Annotated in this window: 17 protein-coding genes and 1 pseudogene; 2 read left to right on the forward strand and 16 right to left on the reverse strand. The window is 59.8% G+C overall.

The annotated features are described in order from the left end of the window. Positions 1-186: 186 nt before the first annotated feature. The 15 genes from QMX93_RS06480 to QMX93_RS06550 form a co-directional block, all read right to left on the reverse strand. The gene (locus tag QMX93_RS06480; protein ID WP_159812664.1) at positions 187-579 is read right to left on the reverse strand and encodes a DUF2802 domain-containing protein; all 393 of its coding nucleotides are present in this window, start codon (positions 577-579) and stop codon (positions 187-189) included. Continuing rightward, the gene (locus tag QMX93_RS06485; protein ID WP_053118413.1) at positions 580-1065 is read right to left on the reverse strand and encodes a chemotaxis protein CheW; all 486 of its coding nucleotides are present in this window, start codon (positions 1063-1065) and stop codon (positions 580-582) included. 73 nt (positions 1066-1138) lie between these two features. Further along, a complete protein-coding gene (locus QMX93_RS06490) occupies positions 1139-2053 on the reverse strand; it encodes a CheW domain-containing protein (protein WP_282353811.1) in 915 nt (304 codons plus the stop codon). Positions 2054-2169: 116 nt separating this feature from the next. Continuing rightward, entirely contained in the window at positions 2170-2958 is a 789-nt protein-coding gene (locus QMX93_RS06495) for a ParA family protein (protein WP_053118409.1), read from the reverse strand. Between the two features lie 43 nt (positions 2959-3001). After that, entirely contained in the window at positions 3002-3892 is an 891-nt protein-coding gene (motD, locus tag QMX93_RS06500) for a flagellar motor protein MotD (protein ID WP_053118407.1), read from the reverse strand. A 12-nt stretch (positions 3893-3904) separates the two neighbouring features. Beyond that, entirely contained in the window at positions 3905-4645 is a 741-nt protein-coding gene (locus QMX93_RS06505) for a flagellar motor protein (RefSeq protein ID WP_053118405.1), read from the reverse strand. Then, positions 4645-5799 carry a chemotaxis response regulator protein-glutamate methylesterase gene (locus QMX93_RS06510; protein WP_282353822.1) on the reverse strand — a complete coding sequence of 385 codons (1155 nt, stop codon included), beginning with the start codon at positions 5797-5799 and terminating at the stop codon, positions 4645-4647. The genes QMX93_RS06505 and QMX93_RS06510 overlap by 1 nt, the downstream gene beginning before the upstream one ends. Positions 5800-5848: 49 nt before the next feature. Then, positions 5849-8083 (reverse strand): chemotaxis protein CheA, encoded by a 2235-nt coding sequence (locus QMX93_RS06515; RefSeq protein ID WP_282353824.1) that lies wholly within the window; start codon positions 8081-8083, stop codon positions 5849-5851. A gap of 36 nt (positions 8084-8119) precedes the next feature. Next, entirely contained in the window at positions 8120-8908 is a 789-nt protein-coding gene (locus tag QMX93_RS06520; protein WP_053118398.1) for a protein phosphatase CheZ, read from the reverse strand. Between the two features lie 18 nt (positions 8909-8926). Further along, positions 8927-9298: a chemotaxis response regulator CheY gene (locus QMX93_RS06525; RefSeq protein WP_024012118.1), complete on the reverse strand. Its 372-nt coding sequence runs from the start codon at positions 9296-9298 to the stop codon at positions 8927-8929. Between the two features lie 166 nt (positions 9299-9464). Next, positions 9465-10205 carry an RNA polymerase sigma factor FliA gene (gene fliA, locus QMX93_RS06530; RefSeq protein WP_007920004.1) on the reverse strand — a complete coding sequence of 247 codons (741 nt, stop codon included), beginning with the start codon at positions 10203-10205 and terminating at the stop codon, positions 9465-9467. Continuing rightward, complete coding sequence (gene fleN / locus QMX93_RS06535) at positions 10202-11032, reverse strand: flagellar synthesis regulator FleN (RefSeq protein WP_003222917.1); 831 nt, start codon at positions 11030-11032, stop codon at positions 10202-10204. Before fleN ends, fliA begins: the two co-directional genes overlap by 4 nt. A 116-nt stretch (positions 11033-11148) precedes the next feature. Continuing rightward, positions 11149-12489, reverse strand: coding sequence for a flagellar biosynthesis protein FlhF (flhF, locus tag QMX93_RS06540; protein WP_053118396.1), 1341 nt, complete (start codon positions 12487-12489; stop codon positions 11149-11151). 11 nt (positions 12490-12500) lie between these two features. Further along, the gene (gene flhA, locus QMX93_RS06545) at positions 12501-14630 is read right to left on the reverse strand and encodes a flagellar biosynthesis protein FlhA (protein WP_282353828.1); all 2130 of its coding nucleotides are present in this window, start codon (positions 14628-14630) and stop codon (positions 12501-12503) included. A 300-nt stretch (positions 14631-14930) separates the two neighbouring features. After that, entirely contained in the window at positions 14931-15593 is a 663-nt protein-coding gene (locus QMX93_RS06550; RefSeq protein ID WP_282353830.1) for a hypothetical protein, read from the reverse strand. A gap of 369 nt (positions 15594-15962) precedes the next feature. Between QMX93_RS06550 and QMX93_RS06555 the strand changes: the two are divergent. Next, positions 15963-16168: pseudogene (locus QMX93_RS06555) on the forward strand (hypothetical protein); the annotation flags it as partial. A 550-nt stretch (positions 16169-16718) separates the two neighbouring features. Continuing rightward, positions 16719-17075: a hypothetical protein gene (locus QMX93_RS06560; protein ID WP_282353833.1), complete on the forward strand. Its 357-nt coding sequence runs from the start codon at positions 16719-16721 to the stop codon at positions 17073-17075. Between the two features lie 328 nt (positions 17076-17403). Here the strand turns inward: QMX93_RS06560 and flhB are convergent, their stop codons facing one another. Then, entirely contained in the window at positions 17404-18543 is a 1140-nt protein-coding gene (gene flhB, locus QMX93_RS06565) for a flagellar biosynthesis protein FlhB (RefSeq protein ID WP_282353835.1), read from the reverse strand. Positions 18544-18546: the final 3 nt, after the last annotated feature.

The raw sequence follows: 18546 nt of genomic DNA on the forward strand, positions 1-18546 counted from the left end.
GGACAGGATCTGGAGGCGCCGATGGTGGAGAAGGACATCACCGAGCGCGGGGATGATTACTGATCGTTCCCACGCTCTGCGTGGGAACGCCGCCCGTGACGCTCTGCGTCACATTTCACAGGCGGAACGCAGAGCGTCCCAAGATGCATTCCCACGCAGAGCGTGGGAACGATCCCGGTACGACAATCAGTTCTTGTGCAGTTTGCGCATCAACTCCGCCTCAGCCTGGGTCAACCCGCACGACTGAGTCAGTTCATCAACGCTCGCGCCCATCCCCACCAGTTTCGCCGCTTGGGCGAATGACAGGCTCGAGGGGTCGCGTTGTTCCAGCGCAACAAGCTTGTCCGGCAACGGCGCAACGACCGAGCGCAGCTCGTGCAGGGCTTCGCCCATGCGCACGTTGCCGTTCTGGTAGTCGTCGACGCGTTTGGCCAGGTCTTTGATGCGCTGATCACGCAGCGCATCGCCCTGGGCCTGTTGCGCAGCGATTAGTTTCTGCGCCTTGATGTAGGCCAGAAACATTGCCAGCGTGCCTGCCCAGAAGAGGAACAGGACAATGACCGCGACTTCAAGAATCAATCAGATGTTCTCCAGATCCGACCATTCTTCTTCGCTCATCATCTTGTCCAGTTCGACCAGAATCAGCAGCTCGCCGTTCTTGTTGCACACGCCCTGGATAAACTTGGCCGACTCTTCGTTGCCGACGTTCGGCGCCGTCTCGATTTCCGACTGACGCAGGTAAACCACTTCGGCCACGCTGTCGACCATGATGCCGACGACTTGCTTGTCGGCTTCGATGATGACGATGCGGGTGTTGTCGCTGATCTCGGCATTCATCAGGCCGAAGCGCTGGCGGGTGTCGATCACGGTGACGACATTACCGCGCAGGTTGATGATGCCCAGCACGTAGCTCGGCGCGCCCGGCACCGGAGCGATCTCGGTGTAGCGCAGCACTTCCTGAACGCGCATCACGTTGATGCCGTAGGTTTCGTTGTCCAGCTTGAAGGTTACCCATTGCAGGATCGGATCTTCAGAACCCTTTGCCGCCGTCGCCTTGTCGTTCATACCCTAGCCCCTCGAAGTACCGCGTGTGGCGGTTTATGTTTCGTCGCCGGCATTTGTACGCCGGTACTGTCTGTTATGTCGGTTTGTGGTTCGGCTTACTGCCGGACATGTGCTTCGCCCCGCCGCTGGCGATCAACTCGGCCAGTGCAGCGACATCGAGCAAGGCGCACATGTGTTCAATCACGGTGCCGGCGAGCCATGGCCGCTGACCCCGGTGACTTCTCCATTTGATTTCATTCGGATCCAGACGCAACGAGCGGCTGACCTGATGCACCGCCAGCCCCCACTCGTAACCTTGTACCGAAATCACGTACTGCAAGCCCTGACGGAAGTCATCGCGATAGCGATCCGGCATGACCCAGCGCGCGGTGTCCAGGACTTTCAAATTGCCGGCCTGGCTCGGCAGAATGCCGAGGAACCACTCCGGCTGACCGAACAGCGGCGTCAGCTCTTGCCCGGCCAGCGAATAGATCGAACCGAGGCACACCAGCGGCACCGCCAGGGTCAGCCCGGCAACGTCGAACAGCAGGCATTCGAACGCATCAGCGGCCCACGCCGGGCGGCCATCGGTTTCCACCGGTGGCGGCGTGTTGCTTGGCGGCAGATGCACTTCCACCACGGGCGGAATCAGTGCCTGTGGCGCCGGCGCTTCAATTTCAGGCTCAGGCTCAGGCGCCGGGGGTTCCGGCACTGTCAGCAGTTGTGTTCGCAGCAACGGCGCCAATGTTGAAACCGGCGCACGCGTTTCTTCAATCAACGCCACAGGGGCCTTGGCGACAGGCGCTGCGGCAGGTGCGGCAACCGGTGCGGCAGCCTTTTGCGCATCACGCGCCTGCTCTTCCAGCACGGCTGCCTGAAACTCATCCAGCGCCTCAGGCTGCGCTTCAACTACCGCCGGCAATTCTTCCGGAAGATCATTGAGTAAATCCTCCAGATAAGACTGCAACGCCAACTGCGGACGCGAAGTCAGCTTCACCGGCCGATTCATGCGCAGCCCCCTGTAGGAGCTGCCGCAGGCTGCGATCTTTTGCTCTTTTCAAGGAGGCCACACAGCGAGATCAAAAGATCGCAACCTGCGCCAGCTCCTACACAAGTCAAAGTCATTCAGGCCACCTGCGCGACGAGTTGCTGCGCCAGCAGATGCTTGAGCAGCGCGCGGTAAGCGAGAACGCCACGGCTCTTGCCGTCGAATTGCGAAGGCGTGACACCGGCACGGCTGGCGTCACGCAGACGCGTATCGACCGGGATGTAACCTTGCCAGATCTCTTCCGGAAATTTGTCGCGCAGCACGCGCAAAGTACCCAGCGACGCCTGCGTACGGCGATCAAACAGCGTCGGCACAATGCTGAACGGCAGCGCCTGCTTGCGTGAACGGTTGATCATCGCCAGCGTGTTGACCATGCGCTCCAGGCCTTTGACGGCGAGGTGTTCGGTCTGCACCGGGATCACCAGTTGCTGGCTCGCGGCCAGCGCGTTGACCATCAGCACACCGAGCAACGGCGGGCTGTCGATGATCGCGTAATCGAAGTCCTGCCACAGTTGCGCCAGACTCTTGGCGATCACCAGACCGAGGCCACTCTGCCCCGGCGACTGCCGCTCAAGGGTCGCCAGTGCGGTGCTCGACGGCAACAGTGAAATACGTTCGTCACTGGTCGACAACAGCAACTGCCCCGGCAGGCCTTGCGGCACGCTGCCCTTGTGCAGAAACAGGTCGTAGTTGCTGTGTTCCAGGCTGTCGGGGTCGTAGCCGAAATAGCTGGTCATCGAGCCGTGCGGGTCGAGATCGACCACAACCACGCGCTTGCCCGCCTCGGCCAGCAATCCGGCTAAAGCGATGGAAGATGTGGTTTTACCGACACCACCCTTTTGATTGGCGACTGCCCAGACTCTCATTCGGTTCGTTCCTCCCGGCCGATATGCTCGACCGAGACATAGCTCAGCGTGTTAATGCGGGTGACGGAGAATTGACGGCACTCTCGCGTCCCGGCGTCTTGACCGGGGTCGGTGCAGTTTGTGTGCCAGCGCGCTTCAACGCGGCGTCCGGTTGCGCATTGGCCGTCCCGGTGCCCGTCAGGCTGCGGCGGACATCGAGATTGCGCGACACCACCAACACCACCCGACGATTCTTCGCGCGGCCCTCAACGGTGGCGTTGTTCGCCACCGGTTGAAATTCGCCGTAACCCACCGACGCCAACCGGCCAGGGTTCACACCCTGCATCGCCAGCATGCGCACGATGCTCGCCGAACGCGCCGAGGACAGTTCCCAGTTGGTCGGGTACTGCGCGGTGCGGATCGGCTGATCATCGGTGAAGCCTTCGACGTGAATCGGGTTATCGAACGGTTTAAGAATCGCCGCGACCTTGTCGATGATGTTGAACGCGATGTCACTCGGCATGGCGTCGCCACTGCCGAACAACAGGCTGGAATTGAGTTCGATCTCGACCCACAACTCGTTGCCGCGCACGGTCATCTGGTTGGACGCGATCAAGTCGCCGAACGCGGCGCTGATGTCATCGGAGATGCTTTTCAGCGGATCGCTGGCCCCGGCGATACCGGCATCAATCTGCTCGGCATCCTTGACCAGCGGCTTGGCCGGAGTGGTGGTTTTCGGTCGCTCATCACCGATCGGAATCGGTTTGAGCGCGCGGTCGGAGTCTTTGAAAACACCGACCAGCGCCTCGGAAATTTCTTTGTACTTGCCTTCGTTGATCGACGAAATCGAGTACATCACCACGAAGAACGCGAACAGTAAGGTGATGAAATCCGCGTAGGACACCAGCCAGCGCTCGTGGTTGACGTGTTCTTCCTGGTGGCGACGACGAGCCATGAGGTTATTCCCTTAATCCATGAAGCCTTGCAGCTTCAACTCAATGGAGCGAGGGTTTTCACCTTCGGCGATCGACAGGATCCCTTCCAACAACATTTCGCGATAACGCGACTGCCGCAACGCGATTGCCTTCAACTTGGCCGCCACCGGCAACAACACCAGGTTGGCACTGGCGACACCGTAAATGGTGGCGACGAATGCCACGGCGATACCGCTGCCCAGTTGCGTCGGATCGGCCAGATTGCCCATCACGTGGATCAGGCCCATCACCGCACCGATGATGCCGATGGTGGGCGCGTAACCGCCCATGCTTTCGAAGACTTTCGCGGCTTCGATATCGCGCGCTTCCTGGGTGTAGAAATCCACTTCGAGGATGCTGCGAATCGCTTCCGGCTCGGCGCCATCGACCAGCAGTTGCAGGCCTTTGCGCGAGTAATTATCCGGTTCAGCATCGGCCACGCCTTCCAGACCCAACAGGCCTTCCTTGCGCGCGGTGAGGCTCCAGTTGACGACACGGTCAATGCCGCCGGCCAGATCAACCCGGGGCGGAAACAGAATCCACGCCAGAATCTGCATGGCGCGTTTGAACGCGCTCATCGGCGATTGCAGCAACGCCGCGCCGATGGTGCCACCAAGCACGATCAACGCCGCAGGACCGTTGGCCAGCGCACCGATGTGGCCGCCTTCAAGGTAGTTGCCGCCGATGATGGCGACGAACGCCATGATGATCCCGATAAGGCTTAGAACATCCATCAGATACACGCCTCGACGATGTGCTTGCCGATCTCGTCCAGGCTGTACACCGCGTCGGCGAGGTCAGCTTTGACGATGGCCATCGGCATGCCGTAGATCACGCAACTGGCTTCGTCCTGCGCCCAGATCGAGCTGCCGCCCTGCTTGAGCAAACGCGCGCCTTCACGGCCGTCAGCGCCCATGCCGGTGAGCACCACCGCCAGAACTTTGTCACCGTAGGACTTGGCCGCAGAGCCGAAGGTGATGTCCACGCACGGCTTGTAATTCAGACGCTCGTCGCCCGGCAGAATCTTCACCGCGCCACGGCCGTCGATCATCATTTGCTTGCCACCCGGCGCCAGCAATGCCAGCCCCGGACGCAGGATGTCGCCATCCTCGGCTTCCTTGACGGTGATGCGGCAGAGTTTGTCGAGACGCTCGGCAAACGCTTTGGTGAACGCCGCCGGCATGTGCTGGATCAACACGATCGGTGCCGGGAAGTTCGCTGGCAACTGAGTCAACACCCGTTGCAGCGCAACCGGACCGCCCGTCGAGGTGCCGATGGCAACCAGTTTGTAAGCCTTGCGTTTCGGTGCCGGCGACGAAGCGCTGGCGGCCGGTGCACGGGTTGCAACCGGAGCATGCACTGGCGCTGGACGCACCGCAGCGCTGGTGCTGTGGCTGCTGCTGTGGCTACTGAAACTTGATGCAGTCGGAGCAGGCGTCGGTGCAGGCGCAGCCACTGGAGCCGGCGCACTGTAAGCACTGAAACGACGATTGCTGCGCGAGATGCTGTGCACCTTTTCGCACAGCAGTTGTTTGACCTTCTCGGGATTGCGCGAGATGTCTTCGAAATTCTTCGGCAGGAAATCCACCGCGCCGGCGTCCAGCGCATCGAGGGTGACCCGAGCGCCTTCGTGGGTCAGCGAGGAGAACATCAACACCGGAGTCGGGCAGCGCTGCATGATGTGCCGCACCGCCGTGATGCCGTCCATCATGGGCATCTCGTAGTCCATGGTGATCACGTCCGGCTTGAGCGCCAGTGCCTGATCGATGGCCTCTTTACCGTTGGTGGCGGTGCCGACCACCTGGATGCTCGGATCCGCTGAAAGAATTTCCGAGACGCGGCGGCGGAAAAAACCCGAATCGTCCACCACCAGGACTTTGACTGCCATAAACACTCCATTAGGTGCAGCGGAGCGTGATCGCCCCGCCGCCCCGGATTCAAATACGCCGTGCGGCGTAACGCTTGAGCATGCTTGGAACATCGAGAATCAGCGCGATGCGGCCGTCACCGGTGATGGTGGCGCCGGACATGCCCGGAGTGCCCTGCAGCATTTTGCCCAATGGCTTGATGACCACTTCTTCCTGGCCGACCAGTTGATCGACGACGAAGCCGATCCGCTGAGTGCCCACCGAAAGGATCACCACATGGCCTTCGCGCTGCTCTTCGTGAGCGGCGGAGCTGACCAGCCAGCGCTTGAGGTAGAACAATGGCAGCGCCTTGTCCCGCACGATCACCACTTCCTGACCGTCGACGACGTTGGTGGTCGACAGGTCGAGGTGGAAGATTTCGTTGACGTTGACCAGCGGGAACGCGAACGCCTGATTGCCGAGCATGACCATCAACGTCGGCATGATCGCCAGCGTCAGCGGCACCTTGATGACAATCTTCGAGCCCTGGCCCTTGGTCGAGTAGATGTTGATCGAACCGTTGAGCTGGGAAATCTTGGTCTTCACCACGTCCATGCCGACACCGCGGCCGGAGACGTCGGAGATCTCGGTCTTGGTCGAGAAACCCGGGGCGAAGATCAGGTTGTAGCACTCGGTATCGCTGAGGCGATCGGCCGCGTCCTTGTCCATCACCCCGCGTTTTACCGCGATGGCGCGCAGCACGTTCGGGTCCATACCTTTGCCGTCATCGGAAATCGACAGCAGGATGTGATCGCCTTCTTGCTCGGCGGCCAGCACCACACGACCGCCACGGGCCTTACCCGATGCTTCGCGTTCTTCCGGCGACTCGATGCCGTGGTCGACCGCGTTGCGCACCAAGTGGACCAGCGGATCGGCCAGGGCCTCGACGAGGTTTTTGTCGAGGTCGGTTTCTTCGCCGACCAGCTCCAGGTTGATCTCTTTTTTCAGCTGACGGGCCAGGTCACGAACCAGACGCGGGAAGCGCCCGAAGACTTTCTTGATCGGCTGCATCCGCGTTTTCATCACTGCGGTTTGCAGGTCAGCCGTGACCACGTCGAGGTTCGACACAGCCTTTTGCATGGCTTCGTCGCCGCTGTTCAAGCCCAGGCGCACCAAGCGGTTACGCACCAGTACCAGTTCGCCGACCATGTTCATGATTTCGTCGAGACGTGCGGTATCGACGCGCACGGTGGTCTCGGCTTCGCTCGCCGGTTTTTCCGGTGGCGGTGTTGCCGGTGCACGGGCCGGAGCCGGTGCAGCAGCTTTGGGTGCTTCGGCTTTTGGCTCAGGCTTGGCGACAGGTTTCGGCGCCGCTGCGGCTGGAGCCTTGGCGACTGGCGTGGCCACCGTCGAAGCGCTGCCCGCAGAGGCGGCGCCGACGTCGGTGAACTTGCCTTTGCCGTGCAATTCGTCGAGCAGCGATTCGAATTCATGATCGCTGATCAAATCGCTGCCGGCAGCCGCGGCCGCTGGAGCAGCAGGCGCAGGTGCCGAGGCAATCGCCGACTCCAGCGCTTCGACGGCGAAGTTGCCTTTGCCGTGCAACTGATCGAGCAACGCTTCAAATTCGTCGTCGGTGATGTCCGAGCTGTCGCCCGCTGCCGGAGCAACCGGAGCCGCTGGCGTCGCCGCTACGGCGTCCGGCGCGAACTGGCCTTTGCCGTGCAGTTGATCCAGCAACGACTCGAATTCGGCGTCGGTGATTTCATCGCTGGCGGCGCTATCGGCCACCGGCGCTGGCGGGGCTTCGGCTTGTGCCTTGACGGCATTCAGCGAGTCCAGCAGTTGTTCAAATTCGTTGTCGGTGATGTCGCCCGAATCGCTTTCCGCGACCGGCGCTTCAATGACTTCTTCGACCGCGACGGCATCCGCCGATTGCGGCTCGGCCAGACGTGCCAGCGCTGCCAGCAGCTCAGGCGTTGCAGCGGTGATCGGTGCGCGTTCACGCACCTCGGTGAACATGCTGTTCACCGCGTCCAGTGCTTCCAGCACCACGTCCATCAGTTCTGCATCAACGCGACGCTCACCCTTGCGCAGGATGTCGAACACGTTTTCGGCGATGTGACAGCACTCCACCAGCTCATTGAGCTGAAGGAAGCCGGCGCCCCCTTTTACAGTGTGGAAACCGCGAAAAATTGCATTGAGCAGATCCGCGTCATCCGGTCGGCTTTCCAGCTCGACCAGTTGCTCGGACAGTTGCTCAAGAATCTCGCCGGCCTCAACCAGGAAATCCTGAAGGATCTCTTCATCGGCGCCGAAGCTCATTAATGGGGTGCTCCTAACAGGTCTAAAAACCTAAACTCAAAATCCAAGGCTGGATAACAAATCGTCCACATCGTCCTGACCGGACACAACGTCTTCTCGTTTATCGGCATGAATCTGCGGACCTTCACCCTGCGAGAGATGTTTTTGTGGATCTTTTTCTGCAAGCATCGCGGCGCGGTCATGTTCGATGCCCGCAAAGCGGTCCACCTGACTGGCCATGAGTACGAGTTTGAGCAAATTGCTTTCGACTTCGGTGACCAGTTGGGTCACGCGTTTGATCACCTGACCGGTGAGGTCCTGGTAATCCTGGGCCAGCAGAATGTCGTTGAGATTGCTCGACACCGCACGGTTGCCCGTGTGGCTGCGCGACAGAAAACCGTCGACCCGGCGCGCCAGTTCGCGGAACTCTTCAGCCCCGACTTCGCGGCGCATGAAACGGCCCCAATCCGTGCTCAGAGCCTGGGCTTCTTCAGCCAGACCATTGACCACCGGCGTGGCGCTTTCCACCAGATCCATGGTGCGGTTGGCCGCAGCTTCCGTCAGCTTGACCACATAGCCCAGACGTTCGGTGGCGTCGGTGATTTGCGACACTTCCTCGGCCTGCGGCATGTGCGGATCGATCTGGAAATTGACGATCGCACTGTGCAGTTCGCGTGTGAGCTTGCCCACTTCCTGATACAGGCCGCGGTCACGGGTCTGATTGAGCTCATGGATCAGTTGCACAGCGTCGCCGAACTTGCCTTTTTCAAGGCTCTCGACCAGTTCGACCGCGTGTTTTTTCAGGGTCGACTCGAAATCGCCCTGTGAAAATTCTTTATGCTCCATAGCTCCCCCGCGCGTTCATCAGCCGATGCGTTCGAAAATCTTCTCGATTTTGTCTTTCAGCGCCTGAGCCGTGAAAGGTTTGACGACGTAGCCGTTCACACCGGCCTGAGCGGCTTCGATGATCTGCTCGCGCTTGGCTTCAGCAGTCACCATCAATACCGGCAGGTGCTTGAGTTTTTCGTCGGCACGCACGTGACGCAGCAGGTCGATACCGGTCATGCCCGGCATGTTCCAGTCCGTTACCAGAAAGTCGATGCTTCCGCTGTTGAGCACTGGAATGGCAGTGGTGCCATCGTCAGCCTCGACGGTGTTGGTGAACCCAAGATCACGCAGCAGGTTCTTGATGATCCGCCGCATCGTTGAGAAGTCATCAACGATGAGGATTTTCATGTCTTTGTTCAATTCGACCTCCAAGCAGTCTTAAACGCGCCCAGCACCTGGACGCGCCACTTCAATCAATCGGCGCAGCACTCGAAGACTGTCTGGAGCACAACAGAGCAAGACCGGTGCCGTTCATCACCGCACCAGCCTCGTTCGCAGTGTCCCCACACTGCCTTCAGCGCGCTCGCCACTCCCCCAAACGCCCCCGCAAACGGGCCGCGCACTGGCTGTGTAACTGGCTGACCCGCGATTCACTGACGCCAAGGACTTCACCGATTTCCTTGAGGTTCAGCTCTTCGTCGTAGTACAGCGCCAACACCAGTCGCTCACGCTCCGGCAAATTGGCAATCGCGTCCGCCAGCGCCGCCTGGAAGCGTTCATCTTCCAGATCGCGTGACGGCTCAAGATGAGCACTCGCGCCATCCTCGTGCAGCCCTTCGTGTTCGCCGTCCTGCAACAGATCGTCGAAACTGAACAGGCGACTGCCCAAGGTGTCATTCAAAATCCCGTAGTAATCGTCGAGACTCAATTGGAGTTCGGCCGCAACTTCGTGATCTTTAGCATCACGGCCGGTTTTAGCTTCAATTGAGCGAATTGCGTCGCTGACCATCCGGGTATTGCGGTGAACCGAGCGTGGCGCCCAGTCCCCTTTGCGCACTTCGTCGAGCATCGCGCCGCGGATTCGAATGCCCGCGTACGTTTCGAAACTGGCGCCTTTGCTGGCGTCGTATTTGGTCGAGACTTCAAGCAGGCCGATCATCCCGGCCTGGATCAGGTCTTCAACCTGCACACTTGCCGGCAACCGCGCCAGCAAGTGATAGGCAATGCGTTTGACCAGCGGCGCGTAACGCTCGATCAGCTCGTACTGAGCGTCGCGTGCCGACTTCTTGTAGTAATTCATACCGCTAGCGGTCATAGCACGGGCCCTGCCGTTTGCTGCACGAGGCGCTCGACAAAAAACTCAAGGTGGCCGCGCGGGTTGGCGGGCAGCGGCCAGGTGTCGACCTTTTGCGCGATGGCCTTGAACGCCAGCGCGCACTTGGAACGCGGGAAGGCTTCATAGACAGCGCGCTGCTTCTGCACCGCTTTGCGCACGCTTTCGTCGTAAGGCACGGCGCCGACGTATTGTAAGGCGACGTCGAGGAAGCGATCCGTGACCTTGGTCAACTTGGCGAACAGGTTGCGACCTTCTTGCGGGCTCTGCGCCATGTTGGCGAGGACGCGGAAGCGGTTCATGCCGTAATCGCGATTGAGCAGTTTGATCAGTGCGTAAGCGTCAGTGATCGAAGTCGGCTCATCGCAGACCACCAGCAACACTTCCTGCGCTGCGCGAACGAAACTGACTACCGAGTCACCAATACCTGCAGCGGTGTCGATCACCAGAACGTCGAGATTGTCGCCGATGTCACTGAAGGCCTGAATCAGGCCGGCGTGTTGCGCCGGGCTCAGATGAACCATGCTCTGCGTGCCGGACGCGGCCGGTACGATGCGGATCCCGCCGGGACCCTGCAACAGTACGTCGCGCAGCTCACAGCGGCCTTCGATGACATCGGCCAGAGTGCGTTTGGGTGTCAGGCCCAGCAGAACGTCGACGTTCGCCAGTCCCAGATCGGCGTCCAGCAGCATGACCCGACGGCCAAGCTCTGCCAGCGCCAGAGACAAGTTCACTGACACGTTAGTTTTGCCGACGCCACCTTTGCCGCCGGTCACCGCGATCACCTGTACGGGATGCATGCTGCCCATGTTATTTCTTTACCTTGTCTTGCATAGACGGAGGCCACATTACTGGCTGCGCGTTCACAAACGGAACAATGCATGGCAGACCATCGATGTAGGTACAAAAACTGTTCATGAATACCTCAGCCTACCTGCTTGGTGGGGCTGTGGTAGATATCAGCGAACATGTCAGCCATGGCTTCTTCGCTGGGTTCTTCCTGCATTTGCACGCTGACGGCGCGGCTGACCAGTTGATGACGGCGCGGCAGATGCAAATCATCCGGAATCCGTGGGCCATCGGTCAGGTACGCGACCGGCAATTCATGACTGATCGCCAGGCTTAACACTTCGCCAAGGCTGGCCGTTTCATCCAGTTTAGTCAGGATGCACCCGGCGAGCCCGCAACGCTTGTAACTGTGATAAGCGGCGGTTAGAACCTGTTTCTGGCTGGTGGTTGCCAAGACCAGATAATTTTTTGAACGGATGCCACGCCCGGCGAGGCTTTCGAGCTGCATGCGCAGGGCCGGATCGCTGGCTTGCAGGCCGGCGGTATCGATCAGCACCACGCGTTTGCGCAGCAATGGATCCAGCGCCTGCACCAGCGACTGGCCCGGATCAACGTGGGTCACCGGCACATTGAGAATGCGGCCCAGGGTCTTCAGTTGTTCCTGCGCGCCGATGCGGAAACTGTCCATGCTCACCAGCGCGACATTCTGCGCGCCGTATTTCAGCACATAACGTGCGGCCAGTTTCGCCAGCGTGGTGGTCTTGCCCATGCCGGCGGGGCCGACCATGGCGATCACACCGCCCTCTTCCAGCGGCTCGACTTCCGGTACGGCAATCATTCGCGCCAGATGCGCGAGCAGCATGCGCCAGGCCTGACGCGGCTCTTCGATATCGCTGATCATCGACAGCAGATCACGCGACAGCGGGCCAGACAGACCGATACGTTGCAGACGGCGATACAGATTGGCTTGCGCCGGACGGCTGCCCTGCAGTTGATTCCAGGCCAGCGTGCCGAGCTGCACTTCCATCAGCTCGCGCAGGCTGTTCAATTCAAAACGCATCGAATCCAGTGCGCGTGGATCGACGCCGCCGGAGGACTGCGCCGGTGCCGGGGCTGGACGCGCTGGCGCGGCGTAAGTCGGCTCGGTCAGCGGTTCAGCGGCGGTCAACGGCAGGCCAGCGGTGAGTGGCAGGCCGGCAAAGATCTGGCGATTGCTATTGCCATCGGCTTCGCCACGCAGGCTCAGTTCGGCCTGGGCGGTGACGATGCGCGACTGGGTCTTGCGCAGCTCGTCTTCGAGTTCCATGTTCGGAACCCGTGGCGCCAGCGCCGACAATTTGTAATCGAGCGCAGCCGTCAGCTCGACACCGCCGGCAATGCGGCGGTTGCCAATGATGGCGGCATCAGCGCCCAGCTCATCACGAACCAGCTTCATGGCCTGACGCATATCGGCGGCGAAAAAACGCTTAACTTGCATGAACCACTACCTCAGCCGTTGGGCCCTACTGTCGCAACAATTGTCACTTGCTTGTTGTCCGGTATTTCCTGGTAGGCCAGCACGTGCAATCCAGGGACTGCGAGGCGGCCAAAGCGCGAGAGCATCGCGCGCACCGGGCCTGCTACCAACAGGATCACCGGCTGACCTTGCATCTCCTGACGCTGCGCCGCTTCGATGAGCGAACGTTGCAGCTTCTCGGCCATGCTTGGCTCCAGCAGAACGCCCTCTTCCGAGCCTTGTCCTGCCTTCTGCAGACTATTGAGCAATATCTGTTCCAACCTTGGTTCCAGGGTGATCACAGGCAGCTCGGACTCAGTGCCTACAATGCTTTGGACGATGGCGCGCGATACGCCAACCCGCACCGCAGCCACCAGCGCGGCGGTATCTTGACTCTTGGCAGCGTTGTTGGCGATGGCTTCGGCAATACTGCGGATGTCACGCACAGGCACGTGTTCGGCCAACAGCGCCTGCAATACTTTAAGCAGTTGCGACAACGAGACCACGCCCGGCACCAGCTCTTCAGCCAGTTTCGGCGAGCTTTTGGCCAGCAATTGCATGAGTTGCTGCACTTCCTCGTGGCCGATCAGCTCACTGGAGTGTTTGTACAGAATCTGGTTCAAGTGCGTCGCAACCACGGTGCTGGCGTCCACCACGGTGTATCCGAGGGACTGTGCCTGCGCACGCTGGCTGATTTCGATCCACACCGCTTCCAGCCCGAAAGCCGGATCTTTGGCGTTTATGCCGTTAAGCGTGCCGTATACCTGCCCCGGGTTGATCGCCAGCTCGCGATCCGGGTAGATCTCGGCTTCGGCGAGGATCACGCCCATCAGGGTCAAACGGTAGGCGCTTGGCGCCAGGTCGAGGTTGTCGCGGATATGCACGGTCGGCATCAGGAAGCCCAGATCCTGCGAGAGCTTCTTGCGCACGCCCTTGATCCGCGCCAGCAATTGCCCACCCTGATTGCGATCCACCAACGGGATCAAGCGGTAGCCGACTTCCAGACCAATCATGTCGATCGGCGTCACGTCATCCCAGCCCAGCTCTTTGGTTTCCATGGCGCGGGCCGGCGACGGCAGCAGCTCCTGCTGGCGTTTGACCTCTTGCAGCGCTTCAACCTTGGCGACGTTCTGCTTCTTCCAGAACAGGTACGCGCCGCCAGCAGCCAGTGCCGCCATGCTGAGGAACGAGAAGTGCGGCATGCCCGGCACCAGGCCCATCACCGCCATCAAACCGGCCGCCACCGCCAGCGCTTTTGGCGAGGCGAACATCTGGCGATTGATCTGTTTGCCCATGTCTTCCGAACCGGAAGCACGGGTCACCATGATCGCCGCAGCTGTAGATAACAACAGTGATGGCAATTGCGCCACTAAACCGTCACCGATGGTCAGCAAGGCGTAAACCCGGCCGGCATCGCCGAAGCTCATGTTGTGCTGGAAGATACCCACGGCCATGCCGCCGATGAGGTTGATGAACAGAATCAACAGGCCGGCGATGGCGTCACCGCGCACGAACTTGCTGGCACCGTCCATCGAACCGTAGAACTCAGCCTCCTGGGCGACTTCCTGGCGGCGCATCTTTGCCTGGTTCTGGTCGATCAGACCGGCGTTGAGGTCGGCGTCGATCGCCATTTGTTTGCCGGGCATCGCGTCGAGGGTGAAGCGCGCGCTCACCTCGGAGATCCGCCCGGCACCCTTGGTCACCACGACGAAGTTGATGATCATCAGGATCGCAAACACCACGATACCGACCACGTAGTTACCGCCGATCACCACCTCACCGAAGGCCTGAATCACCTTACCGGCCGCGGCGTGGCCGTCCTGACCGTGGAGCATCACCACCCGTGTCGAGGCGACGTTCAACGCCAGTCGCATCAACGTCGCGACCAGCAGAATCGTCGGGAACACCGCGAAATCCAGCGGCCGCAGCGCGTACACGCAGACCAGCAGCACGACAATCGACAACGCAATGTTGAACGTGAAAAACACGTCGAGCAGGAACGGCGGGATCGGCAACATCATCATTGCCAACATGACCAGCAGCAACAACGGCACGCCCAGATTGCCTCGCGAGAGGTCATTCAGGTTTGTGCGGGCACTGTTGATTAACTGAGAGCGATCCACCGGTTTTCCCCGTTCCTTTAAAGCAAACTTTTGACGCCCAGAGCAGGCGCACGGCGGCTATTGCAAGAAGCCTTCCAACTTTTGCGCAGACAAAAAAGATCGCAGTCCGACGCGCTCCCTGTAGGAGCTGCCGAAGGCTGCGATCTTTTGATCTGGCTTTTTGAAAGTCAAAAGATCGCAGCCTTCGGCAGCTCCTACAGGAAGGCATTCAATTTCAGGCACAAAAAAACCGTCACCCCGTTCAATCGGGGGCGGCGGTTTTTTATTTCGTCACGGTGCCAGCTTACGGAAATGCCGGATTCAACCAGCCTCGTGAATCAGCTCCGCGCCAATATCACCAAACGCTAACTCGCGCCCAATCACATACTGCGTGCCGGTATACATCGGTTTCCCCTCCACCGACACCAACGGCTCCTTGCCATACATCAGCACGACTTTGGTCTCGGGTGACTTGAGCCCTGACAAAATCGGCTCACCTAACAGCAAATTCAGTTGCCACTGAAAAGGGATGACCGGCAGATCGCGGATCTGAATCTGTCGACCACCGTCCAATCGATAGTCTACCCGTGCAGTGACGTGCAACTGCCCGTCAACCACTTCGAACACCGGCACGCCGTAACGAATCTCCAGGCCTCCGGCCGACCACTCCGACATGTAGTACTCCGTGCGAGTGAAAACCTCGAACAGCGCCTCATTCGTGGAGATCTTGCCCGCCGCACCCAATAAATAGTTGTACGCGTAGTGATAGGCCAAGCCGTCCAGCTCGGGCCGGATCGCATTGAGCGGGTTATCCAGAAAGTTGGGAATGTGCTGATTCGCGGCAACTTTGAAGTTAAGAAAATCGAGACTCAGTTTGAATTTGGCCGAGTAGCCAATCGCTCTTTCGCTGACGTTTTCCTCCAGCCGAGCGGAGACGTACTCCAGCTTCATCCCCGGAAGATGTTTGTATACGCGCTCTACCATGATGACTCTCCCTCAACAGATCCGAGCATCTCGAACGCTGTCAGGCCCTTGCCCAAGCGCATCCACGGCGAGACCTCCAACGGGAACATTCCCGGCGCTATGAGTGCGCCTGAAATGGAAAGCCGTCTACTGTCAGAAATGTCAGGTATCACAGGTTTTCAGACGGAAGGTTCACTCCACCCTCTGTAGGAGCAAAGCTTGCTCGCGAAAGCGGTGTGTCAACCGACGAAAGCGTTGAATATGCCGGTGCCTTCGCGAGCAAGCTTTGCTCCTACAAATTGGGGCAAGCCGCAAAATATGTGATCACCACAAAACCGTAGGAGCAGAGCTTGCTCGCGAAGGGGCGTCATTACCTGCAGAAACCGCACGATGTACGCCGTCACCGCCGACTTCAAAAACGAAGAATTATTGGCCAACGCCTGCGAAACCCTCGCCTCCGCCAGAACCATCGCCAATGACTTCGCCAACCTCATTCCCGCATCACAACGCAGAACACTGCAGGGCATTGCGCAACTGATCATGCTCGGCGAACTGCCGTGAATCGGGCGCTGGATAATCTGGAGTTGCCGCAGTAGCAGCCCCCCGGTGATCGTTCCCACGCTCTGCGTGGGAATGCCTCAACGGACGCTCCGCGTTCGGTTCTGGAAGGGACGCGGAGCGTCCCGGGATGCATTGCCACGCGGAGCGTGGGAACGATCAATTGGGGCAAGCCACAAAATATGTGATCACCACAAAACCGTAGGAGCAGAGCTTGCTCGCGAAGGGGCCGTCATTGCCTGCGCCAGATTTCTGTTTTTAAACGGCTATGTTTAAAAGACACCTCCAGACACGCCTCAAAGGCTACACATCCTTGCGCCTTTGCCTACAGCTAAGCCAGAATCGGCCGGCTTGTGCGCCTTGGGGACGGGTTCTATCGTGGGTCGGTCGCTGATTGTTCAGTGATCGGGTTTAGCAGCTCGGCAAATCTCAAGACACGCGAGTCCCGCCATTACGTTATGGCGGCTTTGCGTGGGGCACTTCGGTGCGCCGGGATTCTTGAGCCTGGTCTGCTAACCCGCGTACAAGCCGCCACCCATTTCGTTTAGCAGCGACGGTTGACGGCTCCATTTCTCAAGGAGCTTCACGATGATCAAACCAACACCAAACCCACCCGAAACCGATCCCACCTCCCCCTACGAATCCCTCGATTCAACAAAGCTCCACGAAGCCGCCGACCGCGCCCTCGATCACTACCTCTTCCCGGGCGCCACGCCACCGCCACGCCGAAACCGCACGATGTACGCCGTCACCGCCGACTTCAAAAACGAAGAGCTATTGGCCAACGCCTGCGAAACCCTCGCCTCGGCAAGAACCATCGCCAATGACTTCGCCAACCTCATACCCGCCTCGCAGCGGAGGACGCTGCAGGGCATTGCGCAACTGATCATGCTCGGCGAACTGGCGGTGAATCGGGTGCTGGATAATCTGGAGTTGCCGCAGTAACAGCACCCCGGTGATCGTTCCCACGCTCTGCGTGGGAATGCCTCAACGGACGCTCCGCGTTCGGTTCTAGAAGGGACGCGGAGCGTCCCGGGATGCATTCCCACGCGGAGCGTGGGAATGATCAAGAAGTCAGGCAAGAACCTGTGGCGAGGGGATTTAGCGAAACGTCGCACCGCCCCGCTCGGCTGCGCAGCAGTCGTAAATCCTGAGCACGCGGTATTCCTGAAAGATTGAAGTCACAGGTTTTGGGGCTGCTGCGCAGCCCAACGGGGATAAATCCCCTCGCCACAATGATCTCTGTAAGGCCTAGAGTTTCATCGCAGTAACGTCAAGAATCGCGGCGCAGATCCGGCGGAATCGGCAGGTCATCCTTAAGCGGATCCGGCCGTTTGCCTTTGCCCGCGCGGTATTGGCGGATCTGGTAGACGTACGCCAACACCTGCGCCACCGCCAGATACAACCCGCCAGGGATTTCCTCGTCGAGCTCAGTCGAGTAGTAGATCGACCGCGCCAACCCCGGCGACTCAAGCAACATCACGTTATTTGCCACGGCAATCTCACGAATCTTCAACGCCAGGAAATCGCTACCCTTGGCCAGCAGCAACGGCGCGCCACCCTTTTCCGAGTCGTATTTGAGCGCGACGGCGTAGTGCGTCGGGTTGGTGATGACCACGTCGGCGTCGGGAATCGCCGCCATCATCCGTCGCTGGGACATTTCGCGCTGGGTCTGGCGGATGCGCTGTTTGACCTCCGGCCGACCTTCCTGATCTTTATGCTCGTCGCGCACTTCCTGCTTGGTCATCAGCAGTTTTTTGTGCGCTTCCCAGAGCTGCACCGGCACGTCGACGGCGGCGATGATGATCAAGCCGCAGGCCAGCCACAAGGTGCTCCAGCCGACCAGCGTCACGCTGTGAATGATCGCCGACTCAAGCGGTTCGTGGGCGATGCGCAGCAAATCGTCGACGTCGGACATCAACACCATCAGCGCCACAAACAAGGTGATCACAAACTTGGCCAGCGCCTTGAGCAACTCCACCACAGCCTTGAAGGAAAACATGCGCTTGAGGCCGGCGGCCGGGTTCATCCGGCTGAACTTCGGCGCCATGGAACTGGCCGCGAACAGCCAGCCGCCAAGGGAGATCGGCCCGACCAGCGCGGCAATCAACAGGGTGATCATGATCGGCTGAATCGCCACCAGCGCCATTTTGCCCGACTGCATCATAAAGGCGCCCATGGAGCCCTGATCCATGATCACCTCGCGCGTCAGCGTGAAGTTCAGGCGCATCAGTTCCATCAGGTCTTCGGCGAGCATGCCACCGAAGATCAGCAGGGCGCCGGCGCCGGCCATCATCACGGCAAGGGTGTTGAGCTCTTTGGAACGGGCAATCTCACCCTTCTCACGGGAGTCCTTTTTCCGTTTCTCCGTGGGGTCTTCTGTTTTGTCCTGACCGCTTTCGCTCTCAGCCATGAC

This window comes from Pseudomonas sp. PS01303 (genome assembly GCF_029959385.1).
Taxonomy (GTDB): domain Bacteria; phylum Pseudomonadota; class Gammaproteobacteria; order Pseudomonadales; family Pseudomonadaceae; genus Aquipseudomonas; species Aquipseudomonas rustica.

Coding starts and splice junctions, on each gene's coding strand:
- QMX93_RS06525 (WP_024012118.1), bottom strand. CDS start 9,298: ATGAAAATCCTCATCGTTGATGACTTCTCAACGATGCGGCGGATCATC.
- QMX93_RS06490 (WP_282353811.1), bottom strand. CDS start 2,053: ATGAATCGGCCGGTGAAGCTGACTTCGCGTCCGCAGTTGGCGTTGCAG.
- QMX93_RS06495 (WP_053118409.1), bottom strand. CDS start 2,958: ATGAGAGTCTGGGCAGTCGCCAATCAAAAGGGTGGTGTCGGTAAAACC.
- QMX93_RS06510 (WP_282353822.1), bottom strand. CDS start 5,799: ATGGCAGTCAAAGTCCTGGTGGTGGACGATTCGGGTTTTTTCCGCCGC.
- QMX93_RS06515 (WP_282353824.1), bottom strand. CDS start 8,083: ATGAGCTTCGGCGCCGATGAAGAGATCCTTCAGGATTTCCTGGTTGAG.
- motD (WP_053118407.1), bottom strand. CDS start 3,892: ATGGCTCGTCGTCGCCACCAGGAAGAACACGTCAACCACGAGCGCTGG.
- flhF (WP_053118396.1), bottom strand. CDS start 12,489: ATGCAAGTTAAGCGTTTTTTCGCCGCCGATATGCGTCAGGCCATGAAG.
- fliA (WP_007920004.1), bottom strand. CDS start 10,205: ATGACCGCTAGCGGTATGAATTACTACAAGAAGTCGGCACGCGACGCT.
- QMX93_RS06520 (WP_053118398.1), bottom strand. CDS start 8,908: ATGGAGCATAAAGAATTTTCACAGGGCGATTTCGAGTCGACCCTGAAA.
- QMX93_RS06485 (WP_053118413.1), bottom strand. CDS start 1,065: ATGAACGACAAGGCGACGGCGGCAAAGGGTTCTGAAGATCCGATCCTG.
- fleN (WP_003222917.1), bottom strand. CDS start 11,032: ATGGGCAGCATGCATCCCGTACAGGTGATCGCGGTGACCGGCGGCAAA.
- QMX93_RS06560 (WP_282353833.1), top strand. CDS start 16,719: ATGATCAAACCAACACCAAACCCACCCGAAACCGATCCCACCTCCCCC.
- flhB (WP_282353835.1), bottom strand. CDS start 18,543: ATGGCTGAGAGCGAAAGCGGTCAGGACAAAACAGAAGACCCCACGGAG.
- QMX93_RS06505 (WP_053118405.1), bottom strand. CDS start 4,645: ATGGATGTTCTAAGCCTTATCGGGATCATCATGGCGTTCGTCGCCATC.
- QMX93_RS06550 (WP_282353830.1), bottom strand. CDS start 15,593: ATGGTAGAGCGCGTATACAAACATCTTCCGGGGATGAAGCTGGAGTAC.